Here is a 16,936-nt window from a genome sequence, read left to right as displayed (position 1 = left end):
ATTGAACGATACGCTTGACCTCTTTGGCGATGATGGCGCTGGCGGCGCTGGCGGCGATGCGCCCGCAGCGCCGCTCCCCGCCCCCTCCGACACCGCGTCAGCCGCCGATCCTGCGGCTGGCGCGCCCCCCAGGAAAAAGCCCGCCGGCAAGGTCGTCGCGCCGTGGACGCCCGACGCCGCGCTGGTGGCGCTCGGCCAGCGGCTGCCGCCCAACCTCCATTTCGGCACCTCGTCGTGGTCGTATCCGGGCTGGCACGGGCTGGTCTACGATGGCCAGTACACCGAGAGCCTGCTCTCGCGCAAGGGGCTGCGCGCCTGCGGCCAGCATCCGTTGCTGCGCGCGGCGGGGATCGACCGGGGTTTCTACGGGCCGATTCCGCTGACCGACTATATGCAGTATGCGGCACAGGTACCCGAGGGCTTCCGCTTCCTCGTCAAGGCGCCGGCCAGTGTCTGCGATGCACGGCTGCGCGGACCCGATGGCGCCGGGCGGCTGCCGAACGCGGCGTTCCTGAACCCCGAGATCGCGATCCGGGACTGCATCGTGCCGGCCACGGGCGGGCTCGGCCTGCATTGCGGACCGCTGCTGTTCCAGCTGTCGCCGCTGGCGGGTGTGGGCGACGACGGCCCGGCCTTCCTCGCCCGGCTGGACGCCTTCCTGGCCGCGCTCCCGCCGCTGGACCCCACGCTGACGCCGCACGCCTGCTACGCGGTGGAAATCCGCGACCCGGCCCTGCTCACGCCGCGCTACATCCGCCTGCTGCGGGACCGTGGCGTGCGCTTCTGCCTGGCCGCGCGCGACCGCCTGCCGCCCGTGGCCCGCCAGGCCGCGGCGCAGGCGCTGATGGACGACGGCGCGCCCGGCCCGCTGGTGCTGCGCTGGATGCTGCGCGAGGGCCGCTCCTACGCGATGGCCGAGAAAGCGTACGGCCCGTTCGACAAGATCGTCGAGCCCGACCCGGAGACGCGCGACGCCATCGCCGACGTGGTGGCACGCACGCTGCGCACGGGCCAGCCGGCCTACGTGATCGTCAGCAATAACGCCGAGGGCTGCGCGCCGCTGAGCATCGCGCGGCTGGCCGAGGCCATCGCAGACCGGCTCTGAACGCGGGCCCCGGGCCAGCCGGCGCGAAAGACCCTACCGTCAGGGCAAATGTCCGGACTCCGCTACAATCGGGGGACGATCGGCGCCGGGCTTCCGGCGCCGCGATTCCGGCCCGTTTTGTACGAAATCCCACCGACGCGCCCGCGCGTGCGGCGCAAGGTGACATCCGTACAAGGCGTACCGGCTGACGATGCAATGAAAATCATGGATTTGTGTGGAGCCCGCGACATGGGCATGCCTGCCGAGGACGACGACCCCATCACGGGCCGCAAGGCCGCCTCGCCCGACTTCGATACGCAGCATTTCAAGCGGACGCTGTCGCAGTTCGCCACGGGCGTGACCGTCATCACCACGCGCGCGGCGGGGCATCCCTATGCCAACGGTGCGCCGTTCGTCGGCATCACGGCCAGCTCGTTCAACTCGGTCTCGCTGGACCCGCCGCTGGTGCTCTGGAGCATGGCCAACCGCGCCAACAGCCTGCCGATGTTCCGCGATGGCACGCACTACATCATCAATGTGCTCTGTGCGTCGCAAATGGACCTGTGCCAGCGCTTCGCCTCGCTCAAGGGCGACCGCTTCGCGGGCGTGGACTACCGCCTCTCCGAGACCGGCCTGCCGATCCTCGCCAACGCGCTGGCCTGGTTCGAATGCCATAACCGCAGCCGCTACGACGAAGGCGACCACGTGATCTTCGTCGGTGAAGTGGAGCGCTGCGGCTTGCAGGACTGCGGCGGCCAGCCGCTGGTGTTCCAGGGTGGCCAGTTCTCCACCGTCTCCCCGCTGGACCGCTAAGCCTGCCCTCTCCCCTCCCTATGCTTTCCCGCCCTGGTCGGCATGCAGCGCCGCCAGCGGCGAGCCATCGGTCTTGATCCGCTGGAGCACGATGTTCGAGCGGATATCCATCACCCCCGGCGTGCGGTAAAGCCGGTTGACGATGAAATCCGAGTAGTGTTTCAGGTTGCGCGCCTGCACGCGCAGGATGTAATTGCTGTCGCCGGTAATCACATAGGCGGTCAGCACTTCCGGCCACGCCTGCACGGCGGCGTTGAAGGTGTCGTGCCAGCCTTCGAGGTCGTGGCGCATCGACACCTGCACGATCGCCTCGATCTCCAGCCCCAGCCGCTCGGCATCGAACCACGCGCGATAGCCGCCAATCACCCCCTGCTCCTCCAGCAAGCGCACGCGCCGCAGGCACGCGGAGGGCGATAACGCCACTTTATCGGCGAGATCCTGATTGCTGATGCGGCCGTTCTCCTGCAGGCAGGTAAGGATGCGCAAATCGATGGGGTCGAGGGTCATATCCGTGTTTCTCGCAGAATCTGCGAATCTTTGGCCGATCCACACAATTCTATGCGAAACATGCCCATCAGGACGGGGCATTTCGCAAGCCTCTTCTGGGCGCTTTTGACTATGATGCGGTCATCGACGCGACGATCTTCACGATCCCTGCCGCCCCCATGCCCCACGCCCCCGATTTTCACGATGCCCGCCGTATTTGGGACATCACCCCGCCCGTCTCACCGACCACGCCGGTGTGGCCCGGTGACACCCCGTTCCAGCACGACCCGGCCTGGGTCATGGATGGCCAGTGTCCGGTCAATGTCGGCCGGATGACGATGTCACCCCATACGGGCGCCCATGCGGATGCCCCGCTCCACTATGTGGCGGATGGCGCGCCGATTGGCGCGGTACCGCTCGATGCCTACCTCGGCCCGTGCCGCGTGATCGACTGCATCGGCGCCGGCCCGCACGTGTTGCCGCGCCACGTGGAGGCCGCGCTGGCCGGCACGCCGCCGCGCGTGCTGCTGCGTACCTACGCCACGGCGCCGCAGGGCACGTGGGATGCAGGCTTCTGCGCGGTGGCCGCCGAGACCATCGCGCTGCTGGCGCGCCACGGCGTGAAGCTGGTCGGCATCGACACCCCTTCGCTAGACCCCCAGGACTCGAAGACGATGGACGCGCACCACGCCGTGCGCGACCACCGGCTTGCCATTCTCGAAGGCATCGTGCTGGACGACGTACCGGCGGGCGATTACGAACTGATCGCCCTGCCACTACGCCTTGCCACGCTCGATGCCAGCCCGGTACGCGCCATCCTGCGCGCCCTCGCCTGACCTTTTTCAGAATCGTCTGATTTCCAGCCCATGAATTTGACCCGTGAATATTGCGTCGCGCTCGACCGTGACGACCCGCTGCGCGGCCTGCGCGAGCAGTTTGCGCTGCCTGCCGGCGTGATCTATCTCGATGGCAACTCGCTCGGCGCCCGCCCCCGTGCCGCCGCCGCGCGCGCCGCCGAAGTGGTGTCCGCCGAATGGGGCGAGGGCCTGATCCGCAGCTGGAATTCGGCGGGCTGGTTCGATCTGCCGCGCCGGCTGGGCAACCGGCTGGCCCCGCTGATCGGCGCCGGCCATGACGAAGTGGTGGTCACCGACACGACATCGATCAACCTGTTCAAGGTGCTCGCCGCCGCGCTGCGCGTGCAGCAGCAGCGCGACCCGGCGCGCCGCGTGATCGTCTCCGAGGCCAGCAATTTCCCGACCGACCTTTATATCGCCCAGGGCCTGGCCGACCTGCTCCAGCAAGGCTATTCGGTGCGCCTGGTGGACAGCCCGGAAGAGATCGACGCCGCCGTAGGCGCCGATACCGCCGTGCTGATGCTGACGCACGTCAACTACAAGACCGGCGAGATGCTCGACATGGCCGGCCTGACGGAGCTGGCCCATGCGCGCGGCGCGCTGACGGTGTGGGACCTCGCCCACTCGGCCGGCGCGGTGCCCGTGAACCTGACCGCAGCCGGCGCCGACTACGCCATCGGCTGCACCTACAAGTACCTGAACGGCGGCCCCGGCTCGCCGGCCTTCGTCTGGGTGGCGCCCGCGCTGCGCGATGCGTTCTGGCAGCCACTGTCCGGCTGGTGGGGCCATCAGGCGCCGTTCGCGATGTCCCCGCAGTACCGCCCCACCGAGGGCATCGGCCGCTTCCTGTGCGGGACGCAGCCGGTGACCTCGCTGGCGATGGTCGAATGCGGGCTGGACATCTTCGCCCAGACCAGCATGACCGCGCTGCGCGCGAAGTCCCTGAAGCTGACGGATGCGTTTATCGCGCTGGTGGAGGCACGTTGCGCCGAACATCCGCTGACGCTGGTCACGCCGCGCGAGCACGCCCGGCGCGGCAGCCAGGTCAGCTTTGCCCATCCGGACGGCTACGCGCTGGTCGCGGCACTGATCGAACGTGGCGTGATTGGCGACTATCGCGAGCCCGGCATCGCCCGTTTCGGCTTCACGCCGCTCTACACGAGCTTCACCGAAGTGTGGGACGCCGTGGAGATTCTGCGAGACGTACTCGACAGCGGCACCTATCGCGATGCGCGCTTTGCCGTGCGGACGGCAGTGACCTGAGCGGAGCCCACCATGAGCGAATTCAAGGGATGTCCGATGGGACACGGCGCATCGGCCAACACCGGCGATGCGGAGGGCGACAAGTGGCACGGCGCGCAGATGGACTTCGCGCAGGACATGAGCTACGGCGACTACCTGGGCCTGGACCAGATCCTGAGCGCCCAGCATCCGCGCTCGCCGGACCATAACGAAATGCTGTTCATCGTCCAGCACCAGACCACGGAACTGTGGATGAAGCTGATGCTGCACGAGCTGCGCGCCGCACGCGACGGCGTGCGCAACGACGAACTGCGCCCGGCCTTCAAGATGCTGGCGCGCGTGTCGCGCATCATGGACCAGCTGGTGCAGGCGTGGAACGTGCTGGCGACGATGACGCCGCCCGAGTATTCGGCGATGCGGCCTTATCTCGGCGCGTCGTCGGGGTTCCAGTCGTACCAGTATCGCGAGATCGAGTTCATCCTCGGCAACAAGAACGCGGCGCTGCTGCGCCCGCACGCGCACCGGCCCGAGCATCTGGCGCTGGTGGAGGCCGCGCTGCACACGCCGTCGATGTACGACGAGGCGATCCGCCTGATGGCGCGGCGCGGGTTCCAGATCGACGCCGATGTGGTGGACCGCGACTGGACCCAACCGACGACCTACAACGCGTCGGTGGAGACGGCGTGGCTCGAGGTGTATCGCAATCCGTCCAAATACTGGGAGCTTTACGAGCTGGGCGAGAAGTTCGTCGACCTGGAGGATGCGTTCCGGCAATGGCGTTTCCGCCATGTGACCACGGTGGAGCGCGTGATCGGCTTCAAGCGCGGCACGGGCGGCACCGAGGGCGTCGGCTACCTGCGCAAGATGCTCGACGTGGTGCTGTTCCCGGAACTGTGGAAGCTGCGCACGGACCTTTGATGGCGGAGACCGGCGGGCCGCTCAGCGCGCGCCGGGGTCGGACAGCCGCAGGGCCAGCGCCTGCAGCGCCGGGGCCAGGGTCTCGTGGAATACCTGCTCGGCCACCGTGCCGTACGACGCGCTGCAGCTGATCATGTGCAGGTCCTTCTCCCCCACCGGCCGAAACGCCACGGCGCAGGCGTGGATGGCGGGATGCCAGTCCCGGAACGAGGCCGAGTAGCCCAGGCGCTCGGCCTCGGCCAGTGCGGCGCGCATCGGCGCCTCCTGCTGCTTCCACTGCTCGGGGTAGGCGAGCGCGAATTCGGCCAGCACGCGCTCGCGTCGCGCGGCCGGCAGCGCGGCCAGATAGGCGCGCCCCATCGAACTCGACATCAGCGAGAGCCGCGACCCCACGCCGAGGCCGAGCATCACGCCGGCGTCGTTTCGTATCGATTCGAGATAAATCACCTCCATCCGCTCGCGCTTGCCGAGCGACACCGACACGCCATACGCCTGCGCGAACGCCAGCATGTGCGGACGCGCCAGTGACACCACGTCCGAGGCGGATAAATACGAGAAACCGAGCGCCAGCACGCCCGCATCGAGTGCGTACTTGCCCAGGCTGTCGTCATAGCGCAGGTAGCCAAGCTGTACCAGCGTGCCAGCCAGCCGGCTCACCGTGGCCTTCGGAAAGCCCGTGCGGCGCACGAAATCCTGGTTGCCGAGCATCGCTTCGCCGGTGCGGAAACAGCGCAGCAGTTCCAGGCCGCGCGCCAGCGCCGTCACGAAGTTCGGATCGCTCTCCCGCGCGGGACGCTCGGTATCGGCGGTGGTCGCCGGGGCGGGCAATGAGGAAGTGGCCAAGGCGTGGCTCCATGAGAAGGATGATCCACCTGGCGTGCGGCAGGGCGGGATCGGGTCCACCCCCTGTTGCGCTGCGGATCGGTTCGGCTATACTAGCTCATCGGAACAAGGTTCCGCAATGCGGAACTTCACTACATTTGTTCGAGGGTGCCCCCGCCCCTCGGCGCGCCACCAAAGAAGGAGACCTCCATGGCTGCCAATGCCGAATTCAACTGGATCGACCCCCTGCTGCTGGATCAGCAACTCACCGACGAAGAACGCATGGTGCGCGACGCCGCCGCCGCGTACTCGCAGGACAAGCTGATGCCGCGCGTGCTCCAGTCCTTCCGCAACGAGAAGACCGACATCGAGATCTTCCGCGAGATGGGCGAGCTGGGCCTGCTGGGGCCGACCATTCCCGAGCAGTACGGCGGCCCGGGCCTGAACTACGTCAGCTACGGCCTGATCGCCCGGGAAGTGGAGCGTGTGGATTCCGGCTACCGCTCGATGATGAGCGTGCAGTCGTCGCTGGTAATGGTGCCGATCTATGAATTCGGCACGGAAGCGCAGAAGCAGAAGTACCTGCCCAAGCTGGCCACCGGCGAATGGATCGGCTGCTTCGGCCTGACCGAGCCGAACCACGGCTCCGACCCGGGCTCGATGGTCACCCGCGCCAAGAAGGTGGACGGCGGCTACGAGCTGTCCGGCGCCAAGATGTGGATCACCAACTCGCCGATCGCCGATGTCTTCGTGGTCTGGGCCAAGCTGGTGGGCGACGACGGCAAGGAAGCCATCCGCGGCTTTATCCTCGAAAAAGGCTGGAAGGGCCTGTCCGCGCCGGCCATCCACGGCAAGGTGGGCCTGCGCACGTCGATCACGGGCGAGATCGTGCTCGACCAGGTCTTCGTGCCGGAAGAGAACCTGATGCCGGGCGTGAGCGGCCTCAAGGGTCCGTTCACCTGCCTGAATTCGGCCCGCTACGGCATTGCCTGGGGCGCGCTCGGCGCCGCCGAGTTCTGCTGGCATACCGCCCGCCAGTACACGCTGGACCGCAAGCAGTTCGGCCGCCCGCTGGCCGCCACGCAGCTGGTGCAGAAGAAGCTGGCCGACATGCAGACCGAGATCACGCTCGGCCTGCAAGGCTGCCTGCGTCTGGGCCGCATGAAGGACGAAGGCACGGCCGCCGTGGAAATCACGTCGATCATGAAGCGGAATTCGTGCGGCAAGTCGCTCGATATCGCCCGCGTGGCCCGCGACATGCTCGGCGGCAACGGCATCTCGGACGAATTCGGCGTGATCCGCCATGTGGTCAACCTCGAAGTGGTCAACACCTACGAAGGCACCCACGACATCCACGCGCTGATCCTGGGCCGCGCCCAGACCGGCCTGCAGGCGTTCTTCTGATCGCGGTTTTTCAGCGAACGACGATGTAAAAAAGCCCGGCCGAGCCGGGCTTTTTTGCGTCTGCCTGCCTGCCGGCCGGCTTACTTGTTCGGCTGCGGCGTCAGGCGCAGGTAGGGGCGAACCGCCTTGTAGCCCTTCGGGAATTTCTGGCGGATGACTTCCTCGTCCTTCAGCGACGGCACGATCACCACGTCGTCACCATCCTGCCAGTTGCCCGGCGTGGCCACGCTGTGGTGGTCGGTCAGCTGCAGGGAATCGATGACGCGCAGGATTTCGTTGAAATTTCTACCGGTACTGGCCGGGTAGGTAATGATCAGTCTTACCTTCTTCTTCGGATCAATCACGAACAGCGAACGCACGGTCAGGGTCTCGTTGGCGTTCGGGTGAATCATGTCGTAAAGCTCAGACACTTTACGGTCTGCATCGGCCAGAATCGGGAAATTCACCGAGGTCGACTGGGTGTCGTTGATATCGCCAATCCAGCCTTTATGGGACTCCACGCTGTCCACGGACAGGGCGATGGCCTTGACATTGCGGCGCTCGAACTCGCCCTTCAGCTTGGCCGTCAGGCCCAGTTCGGTGGTGCAGACCGGGGTGTAGTCCGCCGGGTGTGAAAACAGCACGCCCCAGCCGTCGCCCAGCCAATCGTGGAAGCGGATGCGGCCCTCGCTCGATTCTTGCTCGAAGTCCGGTGCGATGTCGCCAAGACGCAGTGCCATTGTGAAAATCTCCAGGGGAAGGTTGAAGGAACCAGCTTAGTTGGATTGCGATCCAACCGAAACGAATATAAAGTCACTATAAAATCACTCGAAGTCATAAAGACGCTCGGGTGAACGGCTTGCCTTGAAACGATGGGCAACCGCCACATATCCTAAGTGGAAGACAGAAAGCGCCACAAGCGAGAGCGAGCAAGGCAAAATGTCACCATTCGAACCAACCGCCCGCAAACAGGAGAAACTGATGAGCGATGTGAAGACCGTTCTGTCCGATGCCGAAGAACTGCTTAAGCAAGCGGCCTCGACCACCGGCGAGAAGGCTGCCGAGTTGCGCGAGCGCGGCATGGGCCTGCTGAAGCAGGCCAAGGAAAAAGCCCAGGATCTGCAGGACGCCGTGGTCACCAAGAGCAAGGCCGCCGCACGCGCCACCGATGACTACGTGCATGACCACCCGTGGAAGGCCGTGGGCGTGGCGGCCGGCGTGGGCCTGCTCATCGGCCTGCTGCTAAACCGCAAGTAAGACAGGCGCAAGCCGGCCGGCATACGGGCTCAGCGCCCGCGCCGGCCCGCGCCGAAGGCCCGGGAGGCGCGGCGCCATGCCGCCACCCGGTCCGCTCATCGAGGATGCCGCCAATGCCGGCGCATCGATTCTTCGCCGGAGCCGCATGAGCGAATCCCCATCCCCCAAGTTCCTGGAATCCCTCCGCAACCTGACCAGTTCGATGGTGTCGATGGTCCAGACGCGCCTGGAGCTTGCCAGCGTGGAGCTGGCCGAGGAACGCACCCGGCTGATGAAAGTCGCCCTGCTGGCCTGCTTCGGGCTGGTGTTTTTCGGCATGGCGCTGATGACCTTCACGATCCTCGTCGCCATCCTGTTCTGGGAAACCTACCGCTGGCAGGCCATCGGCGCGATCGTCGTGATTTATCTCGTCTGCATGGCCGCCTGCCTGCTTACCGCGCGCCGCATGGTGCGCAACGCCCCGCCGCTGTTCGCGGACACACTCGCCGAACTCGACAAAGACCGGGAGATGCTGCGCCGATGACCACGCCCGACGACGACTCCATGGACGAACGCCGCGCCGACCATCCGCGCCCGGTACGATTCTCGCGCGAGGTGAAACTCCCGCTGGCCGTGCGCAAGGAACTGCTGATCACCCGCGCGGCGCTGGAACGCTACGACGCCGTGCAGGCGCTGCGCCAGGTGCGCGGCGGCGCGCGCCGCATGACCAATGTGGGCGCCTGGCTGCCCCGGCTGACGCGGCCCTCGGGCTGGCTCAAGATGCTGGGCGTGACGCGCGATTACCCGATGCTGAGCACCGCCATCACCCTGGCGATGCCGCTGCTGCGCCGGACCGCCATTGGCCGCGTGGCCTGGAAGCTGTCGAAATACGGCATGGTCGCCGGCGCCGGATACTGGGCCTACAAGACCTGGCAGGATACAAGGACCCCGGCCAGCGCGGCCGAGGTCGTCGCCGCCAAGGCATTCGATACCGGCTTCCGGGACCCGCTCGTGCCCTCCCCCACGCCGAACGCACCGCCGCCGGCCCAGCCCTGAACCTGGACTGAACCTGGCCTGAAGCTACCTCAGAGGGTGACGGCGAACCGCTCGGCGCCGTCCACCACCACGGCGTTGCCGCGTGCGAAGGGCGCCGGCGCGCCGATCAACTGGCCCTGGGCGTAGTCCACGCCCAACGCCCGCAGCCGCTCCCGCATCGCCTCCGACTCGACGAACTCGGCGATGGTCTTCTTGCCCATCGCGTGCCCGATCCGCTGGATCACCTCCACCATCACCGCGTTGACCGGGTCATCGAGCATCTCGCGCACGAAGCTGCCGTCGATCTTCAGGTAAGCCGCCGGCAGGTGTTTCAAATAGGCGAATGACGACATGCCCGCGCCGAAGTCGTCGAGCGCAAACACGCAGCCCATGCCCTGCAGTTGCTCAATGAAGGCCGCCGCCTGCGCCAGGTTGTTGATCGCCGCCGTTTCCGTGATTTCGAAACAGATGCCGGACAAAGCGATGTCATGGCGGACAGCCTGCTGCCGCACGAAGCCTGGGAAGTGTGCATCGGCCAGCGAAGCGCCGGACATGTTGATCGAGCACATGCCGATCTCGCCGGGCTGCTCGGCATGCATCCGCGCCAGCGCCGCGAACGCAGTTTCCACCACCCATCGGTCGATCATCGGCATCAGGTTGTAGCGCTCGCACGCCGGCACGAAGGCCATTGGCGGCACCAGTTGACCCTGCTCGTCCACCAGGCGCAGCAGCAGCTCGATATGCCGGCCCGCCCCGCCAGCCGAACCCGCCGTGCCCGGTTCTGACGCCTGCAGCGGCACGATGTCCTGCGCGTAGAGGCAGAAACGTCCCGCGCTCAGCGCCGCGTGCACCCGGCTGACCCACTCCATCTCGCCGTGCCGGGCGCGTACCACGCTGTCGTTCGGCAGATACACCTGCACGCGGTTGCGGCCACCCTCCTTCGCCATGTAGCAGGCCGCATCGGCAGCACTCAGCGCCTCCTCGACCTTGCCGGTACCGGCATCGATTCGGACCAGTCCGATGCTGACCCCCAATGAGAAGATTCGCTGTCGATGCGCGTAGCGGAACGTGGCAATGGCACGCCGCAGGGCCTCGGCCACGCGTTCGCCATCGCCCGCCTCGCAATGTTCCAGCAGCACGCCGAATTCATCGCCGCCAAGCCGCGCCAGCGTATCGCCCTTGCGCAGCTGCTGGCGCATGACGGCGGCCATCTGGCGGATCAGCTCGTCGCCGGCGGCATGGCCGCAGGTGTCATTGACCACCTTGAACTGGTCCAGATCGAGGTACATCAACGTGTGCGCGGCGCCCTCCTGCCGCACGCGGGCGATGGCGGCCGCCACGCGGCGCTCGAATTCGACGCGGTTGACCAGCCCGGTCAGCGCATCGTGGCTGGCCTCGTGCGCCAGTTGGGCAGCGTGGGCGCGCTCCATGCTCACGTCGTGCAGCACCAACACCACGCCGATGGCGTGCCCGCCCTTGTCGCGCATCAGCGCCACCGAAGGCTTGACCACCACCGGGCCGCTCCCGGCGCGCCCCGCCAGCAGCATCACGCACTGGCTCGGCCAGCGGTCTTCCAGCGCGCGCGGCACCAGGTCGGTCACCGGCATGCTGGTCGATTCGTCCAGCAGCGGGCAAACCTGGGCCAGGAAACAGCCGGCCGCCTCGGCCTCGGACCAGCCGGTCAGGCGCTCGGCGGCCGGGTTCATCGAATCGATGCGCCCCCAGACATCGGTCGTCACCACCGCCTCACCGATAGCGCGCAGCGTGACCTGGGCACGCTCCTTCTCGGCGAACAGCTGCGCCTCGAAGCGCTTGCGGTCGGAAATATCGCTCAGGGAGCCCGCCATCCGCACCGCCTTGCCCACCGGGCTGCGCACCATGCGGCCGCGCGCGCGGACCCACAGGTAGCCGCCCGGCTTGCGGCGCAGGCGGATCTCCACATCGTAGGGCGTGCCCTCCCGCACGTGGCGGGCCAGTTGGCGGTCGAACTCGGCCACATCGGCCGGATGCATCAGCGCCAGCAGGGTTTCGCGTGCGTGCGGCAGCTCGTCGGCGCCAAAGCCGAGCATCTCGGCGCAGCGCGGCGAGAAATAGAGTTCGCCATGGTGGGGATGCCAGTCCCAGAGGCCATCGTTGCTGCCCGCCACGGCCAGTTGCAGCCGCTGCTCGCTCTTGGCCAGCGCGGCGCGCAGCTGGCGCTCCTTGCGCTGGGTGCGCATCGACAGCCACGAGGCACAGCCCAGCAGCAGGATCGTCAGCAGCACGGTGCCGGACAGCAGCACACCCCGCACGCGCCGCGATGCCTGGCCCAGCGCGGCCGAGAACGCCATCGCCATTGGCCCGAGCCGCGCGTCCAGTTCGGCAATCTCGCGTTGGAGCGGGGGCAGGCAGGCCGGTTCCGCCGGCGTGCCGACACATTCGCGCAAGTGGTTCGCCACCACCGTCAGGTGGGCGATGTCCACGTCGGCGGCGGCCCAGACGGCAATCGCCCGGTCGATTTCCGTCACATTCCGGAAATAGCGGTACAGCCGGATCATCCCGGGGATGTCGTCGTGGTGATTACCGCCGATGAGCAGCCCTTCCACGGCCACCTGGCGATTGAAATCGGGACGTTTTTCGAGTTCGAGACGGGCCTGCCTGTCCCCGAGGGGCACGGCGATGGCGGCCCGGTAGGCGTCGAAGTCGGCAGGGTCGCGCGCATCCGCATAGCGCAGCAGGTGCATCACCGCGTCCTTCTGCCCCTTCGACCACAGGCTCTCGCCAGCCACGAAACCGCGCGCGGCGGACAACATGTCGACGCTGGCCAGACAGAACAATGCGAGCGCCAGCACCACGGGCAGGAACGGCCAGATGATGCGCAGAACATGCTCATTGGCCGGGAGGGCGGTACCGCCTTGCTGCATAGAGACATCCCGCGCCGGCGTGCGGCGCTGACCCAGTGGACGAATGAAGCGATGGCCACGCCGGGGTGCGGCGTGCCAAGTGCATTTTCGATGACCGGGAACGGCGCTGTCTCTAACTCAGACTGGTTAATTGGCCCCTAGCGGCTGACGAACACCGCCAGCAGCAGAATCGCGTTCAGCGCCAGCAGCGTGCCGAGCACGATGGCCACGCGGGGGATGGCCGGACGATGGCGGACCTCGCTGGCGGCGCCGGCCGCTTCCGGCTGGCCCTCGGCCCGGGATGGCCGTTCGCGGCGCTTCAGCACCCAGTCCAGCCCGACGCTCGCCACCAGCAGCAGCCCGAGCCACAGCAGCCAGGCCCAGGCCATCGCATGCCGGGTGGAGAAGTTCGCGAAGGCGCCACCGACCTCCTCCTTGGGCAGTGGCGGCCGGGTATCGTGCACCGAGGAGAGCAGCGACGACTGCGGGAGGGCGTCAGGCGGCGCCGCCATCGTCAGCGCCAGCACGGGGGCCGCGTCGGGCAATGCAGGCGTCGATTCGGCGGTGGGCGGCGAGACGGGAACGAGGGTCGCGGGCGGTACCTCCGGGCGGGTCGCCGCGGAGAATTCCGGCGCCGGCCGCGCCTGCACCGGCCTGGACGGCGGCTGCGCGGGCGGCCTGCCGGCAGTCAGCCGGTCGCCACGGTGGCGCCACCATTCGGCGAACACGGCATCGAGGCACGGCACGGAGGTACAGGCATCGCGCTTGCGGCGCCACGCCTGCAAGTCGCCCATGCGCAGCGTGCCGGCACGCAACTGGCGGCGCTGGTCGTCGTCGATCCGCAGGTAGCCCATGTGGAGCATCGCGTATTCGCAGATCATGCGCTGGGCCACGGGGCGGCGGTCCGGCGGGCTGCCGCAGCGCTGGCCGGGCGACACCGGATCGTCACAGCGCGCCGTGGCGGACTGCGGCGCTGGCTGGCAGGCGATGTCAGACGCCTGCGCGGCGCCTACAGCGACCAGCCCCCACGCCAGCAGCGCGGCCAGGCGAGCCAGAAGGCTGTTCATCGTGTCGTCTCATCGCATCCGAAATGAGGGGTTCGCGCGCCGGCAGAGGCGCACGGGATGAACCATGGATTTTGGACGCACGGCGCAGGAGTTCTGTGCGGCGGCACACGCCGGGGGCGGAAAGGCCAAACAAAAACAAAAAGGGCCTGTGACTTGCGCCACAGGCCCTTCTGCAATGCTGGTGGGTCGTGCGTGACTCGAACACGCGACCAACGGATTAAAAGTCCGCTGCTCTACCGACTGAGCTAACGACCCGCAAAAATCGAATCCGCGATTATAGAGAGGTACCTGTCAGGCGTCAACCCTCAGGCCATGCGCTCCAGTCGCCATATCTGGTACTTGAAGGCCAGCCACGCGCCGATCACGATGCCCGCGAGCGCGATGAAGGACCCCACGGCCAGCGTCGAGACGCCCGAGAGCCCCTGCCCGATGGTGCAGCCCAGTGCCGTCACGCCGCCCGCGCCCATCAGCATGCCGCCCACCATGTGGTTGGCCACGTCCTCGGCATTGCCAAAGCCTTCCCAGCGGAACGAGCGCGTGGCCAGCGCGTACACCGCTGCGCCGGCAATCACGCCGATCACGCTGACGATGCCGATGGTCAGCACCTTGCTCTTGTCGCTGAACATCATCAGCCAGTCCAGCGTGTAGGCGTACGGCGCCACGAAGCTCAGGCTTTCCATGCGGCCGCTGTTCGTGCCGACGAACAGTTCCTCGAGCGTGTTCGGGTCTTCCGACACATAGCCGAGATGGCCGGACACGTACCACATGCCAACGATGATCAGCCCCACGCCTAGGCCCCCGAGCACGTTGTCGAAGGTCCGGAATCCGCGTCCCGCCAGCGCCCACAGCACCAGCGCCGCACCGATCGCGCCGCCCAGCGCCAGTTGCAGCGTGCCGCGCGCCATGCCACTGCCCTGCGCCACCAGCGACGGCAGGTCCTGCGTGGCCGGCAGCGCCACGGACACTGCATCGACCGTGTTCACGCGCACCACGCCAAACAGGCCGCGCAGCGTCATATAGGCGGAGAGCCCCAGGAACACGAACACCACCAGCGACTTCAGGTTGCCCGCGCCGATGCGCACTAGCGTCTTGCTGCCGCAGCCGGAGGCCAGCACCATGCCAAAGCCGAACATCAGCCCGCCCACCGCCGCCGACAGCCAGGCCAGCTTCGCCGAGGTGTAGATCGTCTTGGTCGGGTCGATCAGGCCGGCCCAGGCCAGCGCGCCGGTGCCGATCATCGCCACGCCGATGGCCATGACCCACATGCGCATGCGGCTCCAGTCGCCGATGTTCACGATGTCCGAGATGGCGCCCATCGTGCAGAAATGCGTGCGCTGGAGAATGGCGCCGAACAGGAAGGTCAGGGCAAACGTGCTCCACAGCACGGTGTGGGTGAGCGCGGGAATGTCGATGTCAGGCATGGTGGACCGGGGGTGACTCGTATTTTTATGATGTGCTGGTGCAGGAATCAATCAGGCAGCGGCCTGGTAGCGCGTGGGGTCGGGCACGCCCGCCGTCTCGAAGCCGGCGCGGCGGATGCGGCAGGAGTCGCACACGCCACAGGCGCGGCCTGCGTCGTCGGCCTTGTAGCAGGAGACGGTCAGGCCGTAGTCCACGCCCAGCTTCACGCCCGCGCGGATGATCTCGGCCTTGGTCATGTCGATGATGGGCGCGTGCACGCGGAAGCGGTCGCCCTCCACGCCGGCCTTGGTGGCGAGGTTGGCGAGCGCCTCGTAGGCGGACACGTACTCGGGGCGGCAGTCAGGATAGCCAGAGTAGTCCACGGCGTTGGCGCCGAAGAACAGGTCGCGGCCGCCGATCGCCTCGGCCCAGCCCAGGGCCAGCGACAGCATGATCGTGTTGCGGGCCGGCACGTAGGTAATCGGAATGCCGCCGGTGGCGCCGTCGGTCGGCACGTCGAGGGTGTCGTCGGTCAGCGCGGAGCCGCCGAAGCGGCGCAGGTCGAGGTCGATGATCTCGTGGCGCTTCGCGCCCAGCGCCGCCGCCACCAGCTTCGCGGCCTCCAGCTCGGACGAATGCCGCTGGCCGTAGCGCATGGACAGCGCGTAGGTTTCAAACCCGGCGGCGTTGGCCATGGCGAGGACGGTGGCGGAGTCAAGTCCGCCAGAAAGCAGGACGATGGCGCGTTTGGTCATGATCAGGGGGCGCGGACGGCGCGGAATGGGGGTCGCTGACTGCGAAAGCGCGTATTTTAGCGCGCCGGCGGGCCGCCCCCAATCAGGCCGGGCTGATGGTGCCCATCGCCGGGTCCTCCCATCGTTCCAAAAGAAAAAGCCCGCCAGAATCTCCAGCGGGCTTCCTCCTGCAACGGTACTGCCAGGCAGGCCGGTTACTTCAGGGTCTTGAGCCGGTTGCTCGCGGCCTGGGCCCCTTCGGTGCCCGGATACTTGGCCACCACCGTCTCCAGCGTCTTCTTCGCCGCGGCCTTCTGGCCGGACTCGAGCTGGTTGTTGGCGATGGCGATCATGGCGTCCGGCACCTTCGGATGCGTCGGGTTGGCCGACACCATGCTCTGCAGGACCGTCGTCGAGCCCTTGTAGTCACGCTGCGCGTAGAGCGAATTGCCGAGCCAGAACTGCGCCAGCGGCAGGTAGGGGCTTTGCGGATACTTCTTGGCAAACGCCGAGAACGCATTGCCCGCACCCTTGAAGTCGCCCGACTGGAACTGCTTCAGCGCCGCGTCGTACTCGGGCTTCTCGGTCGGTTGGGCCAGGCCCTCGCGGCCGTCCACGGTCACCTGTTGCGGCTCGAACTTCTTGAGCCGCGCGTCCAGGTCAGCGTAGTAGTCCTTCTGCTGCTTCTGCAGCGTATCCACCGCGTTCTGGAGCACCTCGTTCTGACCGCGCAGGCGGGCCACCTCTTGCCGCAGACCTTCGAGCTGGTTCTGCATGTCGAGCTGGGCCTTGCTGTTCTGGTCGATGCGCTGGGAAGCCGTTGCCTGGAAACCGTTGAACTGGTCCCGCAACGTGATCACGGCGCGGCGCGCCTCGTCGTCGTCGAAGACGCCGGCGTGCGCGGACGTGGCTGCCAGCAAGCCGCCTGAGACGGCCGCCAGCCACAACAGGGTGGATGCGCGAGCATTCATGAAGA

17 protein-coding genes and 1 tRNA gene are annotated in these 16,936 nt (G+C 67.3%); 9 read left to right on the top strand and 9 right to left on the bottom strand.

The features are described 5' to 3' along the window. Window position 1 precedes the first annotated feature (1 nt). Entirely contained in the window at window positions 2-1,105 is a 1,104-nt protein-coding gene (locus tag SB751_RS06530) for a DUF72 domain-containing protein (RefSeq protein ID WP_410747868.1), read from the top strand. A 228-nt stretch (window positions 1,106-1,333) separates the two neighbouring features. Next, window positions 1,334-1,897, top strand: coding sequence for a flavin reductase family protein (locus tag SB751_RS06525; protein WP_144198060.1), 564 nt, complete (start codon window positions 1,334-1,336; stop codon window positions 1,895-1,897). A gap of 18 nt (window positions 1,898-1,915) precedes the next feature. On the opposite strand, the gene SB751_RS06520 is transcribed toward SB751_RS06525, so the two are convergent. Then, the gene (locus tag SB751_RS06520; RefSeq protein WP_092290478.1) at window positions 1,916-2,404 is read right to left on the bottom strand and encodes an Lrp/AsnC family transcriptional regulator; all 489 of its coding nucleotides are present in this window, start codon (window positions 2,402-2,404) and stop codon (window positions 1,916-1,918) included. Window positions 2,405-2,562: 158 nt separating this feature from the next. Between SB751_RS06520 and kynB the strand changes: the two genes are divergently transcribed. Genes kynB through kynA form a run of 3 tightly spaced genes read left to right on the top strand, consistent with a single transcriptional unit; the run spans window position 2,563 to window position 5,400 of the window. Further along, on the top strand, window positions 2,563-3,219 hold the full coding sequence (gene kynB, locus SB751_RS06515; RefSeq protein ID WP_144198058.1) for an arylformamidase: 657 nt from the start codon (window positions 2,563-2,565) through the stop codon (window positions 3,217-3,219). A gap of 30 nt (window positions 3,220-3,249) precedes the next feature. After that, complete coding sequence (kynU, locus tag SB751_RS06510) at window positions 3,250-4,503, top strand: kynureninase (RefSeq protein ID WP_410747867.1); 1,254 nt, start codon at window positions 3,250-3,252, stop codon at window positions 4,501-4,503. A 12-nt stretch (window positions 4,504-4,515) separates the two neighbouring features. Continuing rightward, window positions 4,516-5,400 (top strand): tryptophan 2,3-dioxygenase, encoded by an 885-nt coding sequence (gene kynA, locus SB751_RS06505; protein WP_144198056.1) that lies wholly within the window; start codon window positions 4,516-4,518, stop codon window positions 5,398-5,400. Between the two features lie 21 nt (window positions 5,401-5,421). Here the strand turns inward: kynA and SB751_RS06500 are convergent, their stop codons facing one another. Then, entirely contained in the window at window positions 5,422-6,243 is an 822-nt protein-coding gene (locus SB751_RS06500; protein ID WP_144198055.1) for an IclR family transcriptional regulator, read from the bottom strand. Between the two features lie 189 nt (window positions 6,244-6,432). On the opposite strand from SB751_RS06500, the gene SB751_RS06495 reads away from it, so the two are divergent. Continuing rightward, window positions 6,433-7,626 (top strand): acyl-CoA dehydrogenase, encoded by a 1,194-nt coding sequence (locus SB751_RS06495; RefSeq protein ID WP_144198054.1) that lies wholly within the window; start codon window positions 6,433-6,435, stop codon window positions 7,624-7,626. An 80-nt stretch (window positions 7,627-7,706) separates the two neighbouring features. On the opposite strand, the gene SB751_RS06490 is transcribed toward SB751_RS06495, so the two are convergent. Further along, window positions 7,707-8,345, bottom strand: coding sequence for a peroxiredoxin (locus SB751_RS06490; protein ID WP_149135436.1), 639 nt, complete (start codon window positions 8,343-8,345; stop codon window positions 7,707-7,709). Between the two features lie 199 nt (window positions 8,346-8,544). Here SB751_RS06490 and SB751_RS06485 point away from each other — a divergent pair, with 199 nt between their 5' ends. The 3 genes from SB751_RS06485 (at window position 8,545) to SB751_RS06475 (ending at window position 9,897) form a co-directional block, all read left to right on the top strand. Beyond that, complete coding sequence (locus tag SB751_RS06485) at window positions 8,545-8,862, top strand: YqjD family protein (protein WP_313818631.1); 318 nt, start codon at window positions 8,545-8,547, stop codon at window positions 8,860-8,862. Window positions 8,863-9,007: 145 nt separating this feature from the next. Next, window positions 9,008-9,385 (top strand): phage holin family protein, encoded by a 378-nt coding sequence (locus SB751_RS06480; RefSeq protein WP_144198052.1) that lies wholly within the window; start codon window positions 9,008-9,010, stop codon window positions 9,383-9,385. Continuing rightward, a complete protein-coding gene (locus SB751_RS06475) occupies window positions 9,382-9,897 on the top strand; it encodes a DUF3318 domain-containing protein (protein WP_144198051.1) in 516 nt (171 codons plus the stop codon). Before SB751_RS06480 ends, SB751_RS06475 begins: the two co-directional genes overlap by 4 nt. 29 nt (window positions 9,898-9,926) lie before the next feature. On the opposite strand, the gene SB751_RS06470 is transcribed toward SB751_RS06475, so the two are convergent. The 6 genes from SB751_RS06470 to ybgF all read right to left on the bottom strand — a co-directional run bounded on the left by SB751_RS06470 (window position 9,927) and on the right by ybgF (window position 16,931). Beyond that, window positions 9,927-12,779: an EAL domain-containing protein gene (locus SB751_RS06470; protein WP_410747866.1), complete on the bottom strand. Its 2,853-nt coding sequence runs from the start codon at window positions 12,777-12,779 to the stop codon at window positions 9,927-9,929. 137 nt (window positions 12,780-12,916) lie between these two features. Then, the gene (locus SB751_RS06465) at window positions 12,917-13,825 is read right to left on the bottom strand and encodes a hypothetical protein (RefSeq protein WP_144198049.1); all 909 of its coding nucleotides are present in this window, start codon (window positions 13,823-13,825) and stop codon (window positions 12,917-12,919) included. 179 nt (window positions 13,826-14,004) lie between these two features. Further along, window positions 14,005-14,080: transfer RNA gene (locus tag SB751_RS06460), tRNA-Lys, on the bottom strand. A 50-nt stretch (window positions 14,081-14,130) separates the two neighbouring features. Further along, complete coding sequence (locus SB751_RS06455; RefSeq protein WP_144198048.1) at window positions 14,131-15,246, bottom strand: YeeE/YedE family protein; 1,116 nt, start codon at window positions 15,244-15,246, stop codon at window positions 14,131-14,133. A 51-nt stretch (window positions 15,247-15,297) separates the two neighbouring features. Then, window positions 15,298-15,981, bottom strand: coding sequence for a 7-cyano-7-deazaguanine synthase QueC (gene queC, locus SB751_RS06450; RefSeq protein WP_144198047.1), 684 nt, complete (start codon window positions 15,979-15,981; stop codon window positions 15,298-15,300). A gap of 194 nt (window positions 15,982-16,175) precedes the next feature. Then, window positions 16,176-16,931 carry a tol-pal system protein YbgF gene (gene ybgF, locus SB751_RS06445; RefSeq protein ID WP_144198046.1) on the bottom strand — a complete coding sequence of 252 codons (756 nt, stop codon included), beginning with the start codon at window positions 16,929-16,931 and terminating at the stop codon, window positions 16,176-16,178. Window positions 16,932-16,936: the final 5 nt, after the last annotated feature.

It is taken from the genome of Cupriavidus sp. SIMBA_020 (genome assembly GCF_046535395.1).
GTDB lineage: Bacteria > Pseudomonadota > Gammaproteobacteria > Burkholderiales > Burkholderiaceae > Cupriavidus > Cupriavidus campinensis.
Note: the sequence above shows the minus strand (reverse complement) of the source record. Positions and strands in the feature narration are given on the sequence as shown.

Coding starts and splice junctions, on each gene's coding strand:
- SB751_RS06525 (WP_144198060.1), top strand. CDS start 1,334: ATGGGCATGCCTGCCGAGGACGACGACCCCATCACGGGCCGCAAGGCC.
- SB751_RS06520 (WP_092290478.1), bottom strand. CDS start 2,404: ATGACCCTCGACCCCATCGATTTGCGCATCCTTACCTGCCTGCAGGAG.
- kynB (WP_144198058.1), top strand. CDS start 2,563: ATGCCCCACGCCCCCGATTTTCACGATGCCCGCCGTATTTGGGACATC.
- kynU (WP_410747867.1), top strand. CDS start 3,250: ATGAATTTGACCCGTGAATATTGCGTCGCGCTCGACCGTGACGACCCG.
- kynA (WP_144198056.1), top strand. CDS start 4,516: ATGAGCGAATTCAAGGGATGTCCGATGGGACACGGCGCATCGGCCAAC.
- SB751_RS06495 (WP_144198054.1), top strand. CDS start 6,433: ATGGCTGCCAATGCCGAATTCAACTGGATCGACCCCCTGCTGCTGGAT.
- SB751_RS06490 (WP_149135436.1), bottom strand. CDS start 8,345: ATGGCACTGCGTCTTGGCGACATCGCACCGGACTTCGAGCAAGAATCG.
- SB751_RS06485 (WP_313818631.1), top strand. CDS start 8,545: ATGTCACCATTCGAACCAACCGCCCGCAAACAGGAGAAACTGATGAGC.
- SB751_RS06480 (WP_144198052.1), top strand. CDS start 9,008: ATGAGCGAATCCCCATCCCCCAAGTTCCTGGAATCCCTCCGCAACCTG.
- SB751_RS06475 (WP_144198051.1), top strand. CDS start 9,382: ATGACCACGCCCGACGACGACTCCATGGACGAACGCCGCGCCGACCAT.
- SB751_RS06470 (WP_410747866.1), bottom strand. CDS start 12,779: ATGCAGCAAGGCGGTACCGCCCTCCCGGCCAATGAGCATGTTCTGCGC.
- SB751_RS06465 (WP_144198049.1), bottom strand. CDS start 13,825: ATGAACAGCCTTCTGGCTCGCCTGGCCGCGCTGCTGGCGTGGGGGCTG.
- SB751_RS06455 (WP_144198048.1), bottom strand. CDS start 15,246: ATGCCTGACATCGACATTCCCGCGCTCACCCACACCGTGCTGTGGAGC.
- queC (WP_144198047.1), bottom strand. CDS start 15,981: ATGACCAAACGCGCCATCGTCCTGCTTTCTGGCGGACTTGACTCCGCC.
- ybgF (WP_144198046.1), bottom strand. CDS start 16,931: ATGAATGCTCGCGCATCCACCCTGTTGTGGCTGGCGGCCGTCTCAGGC.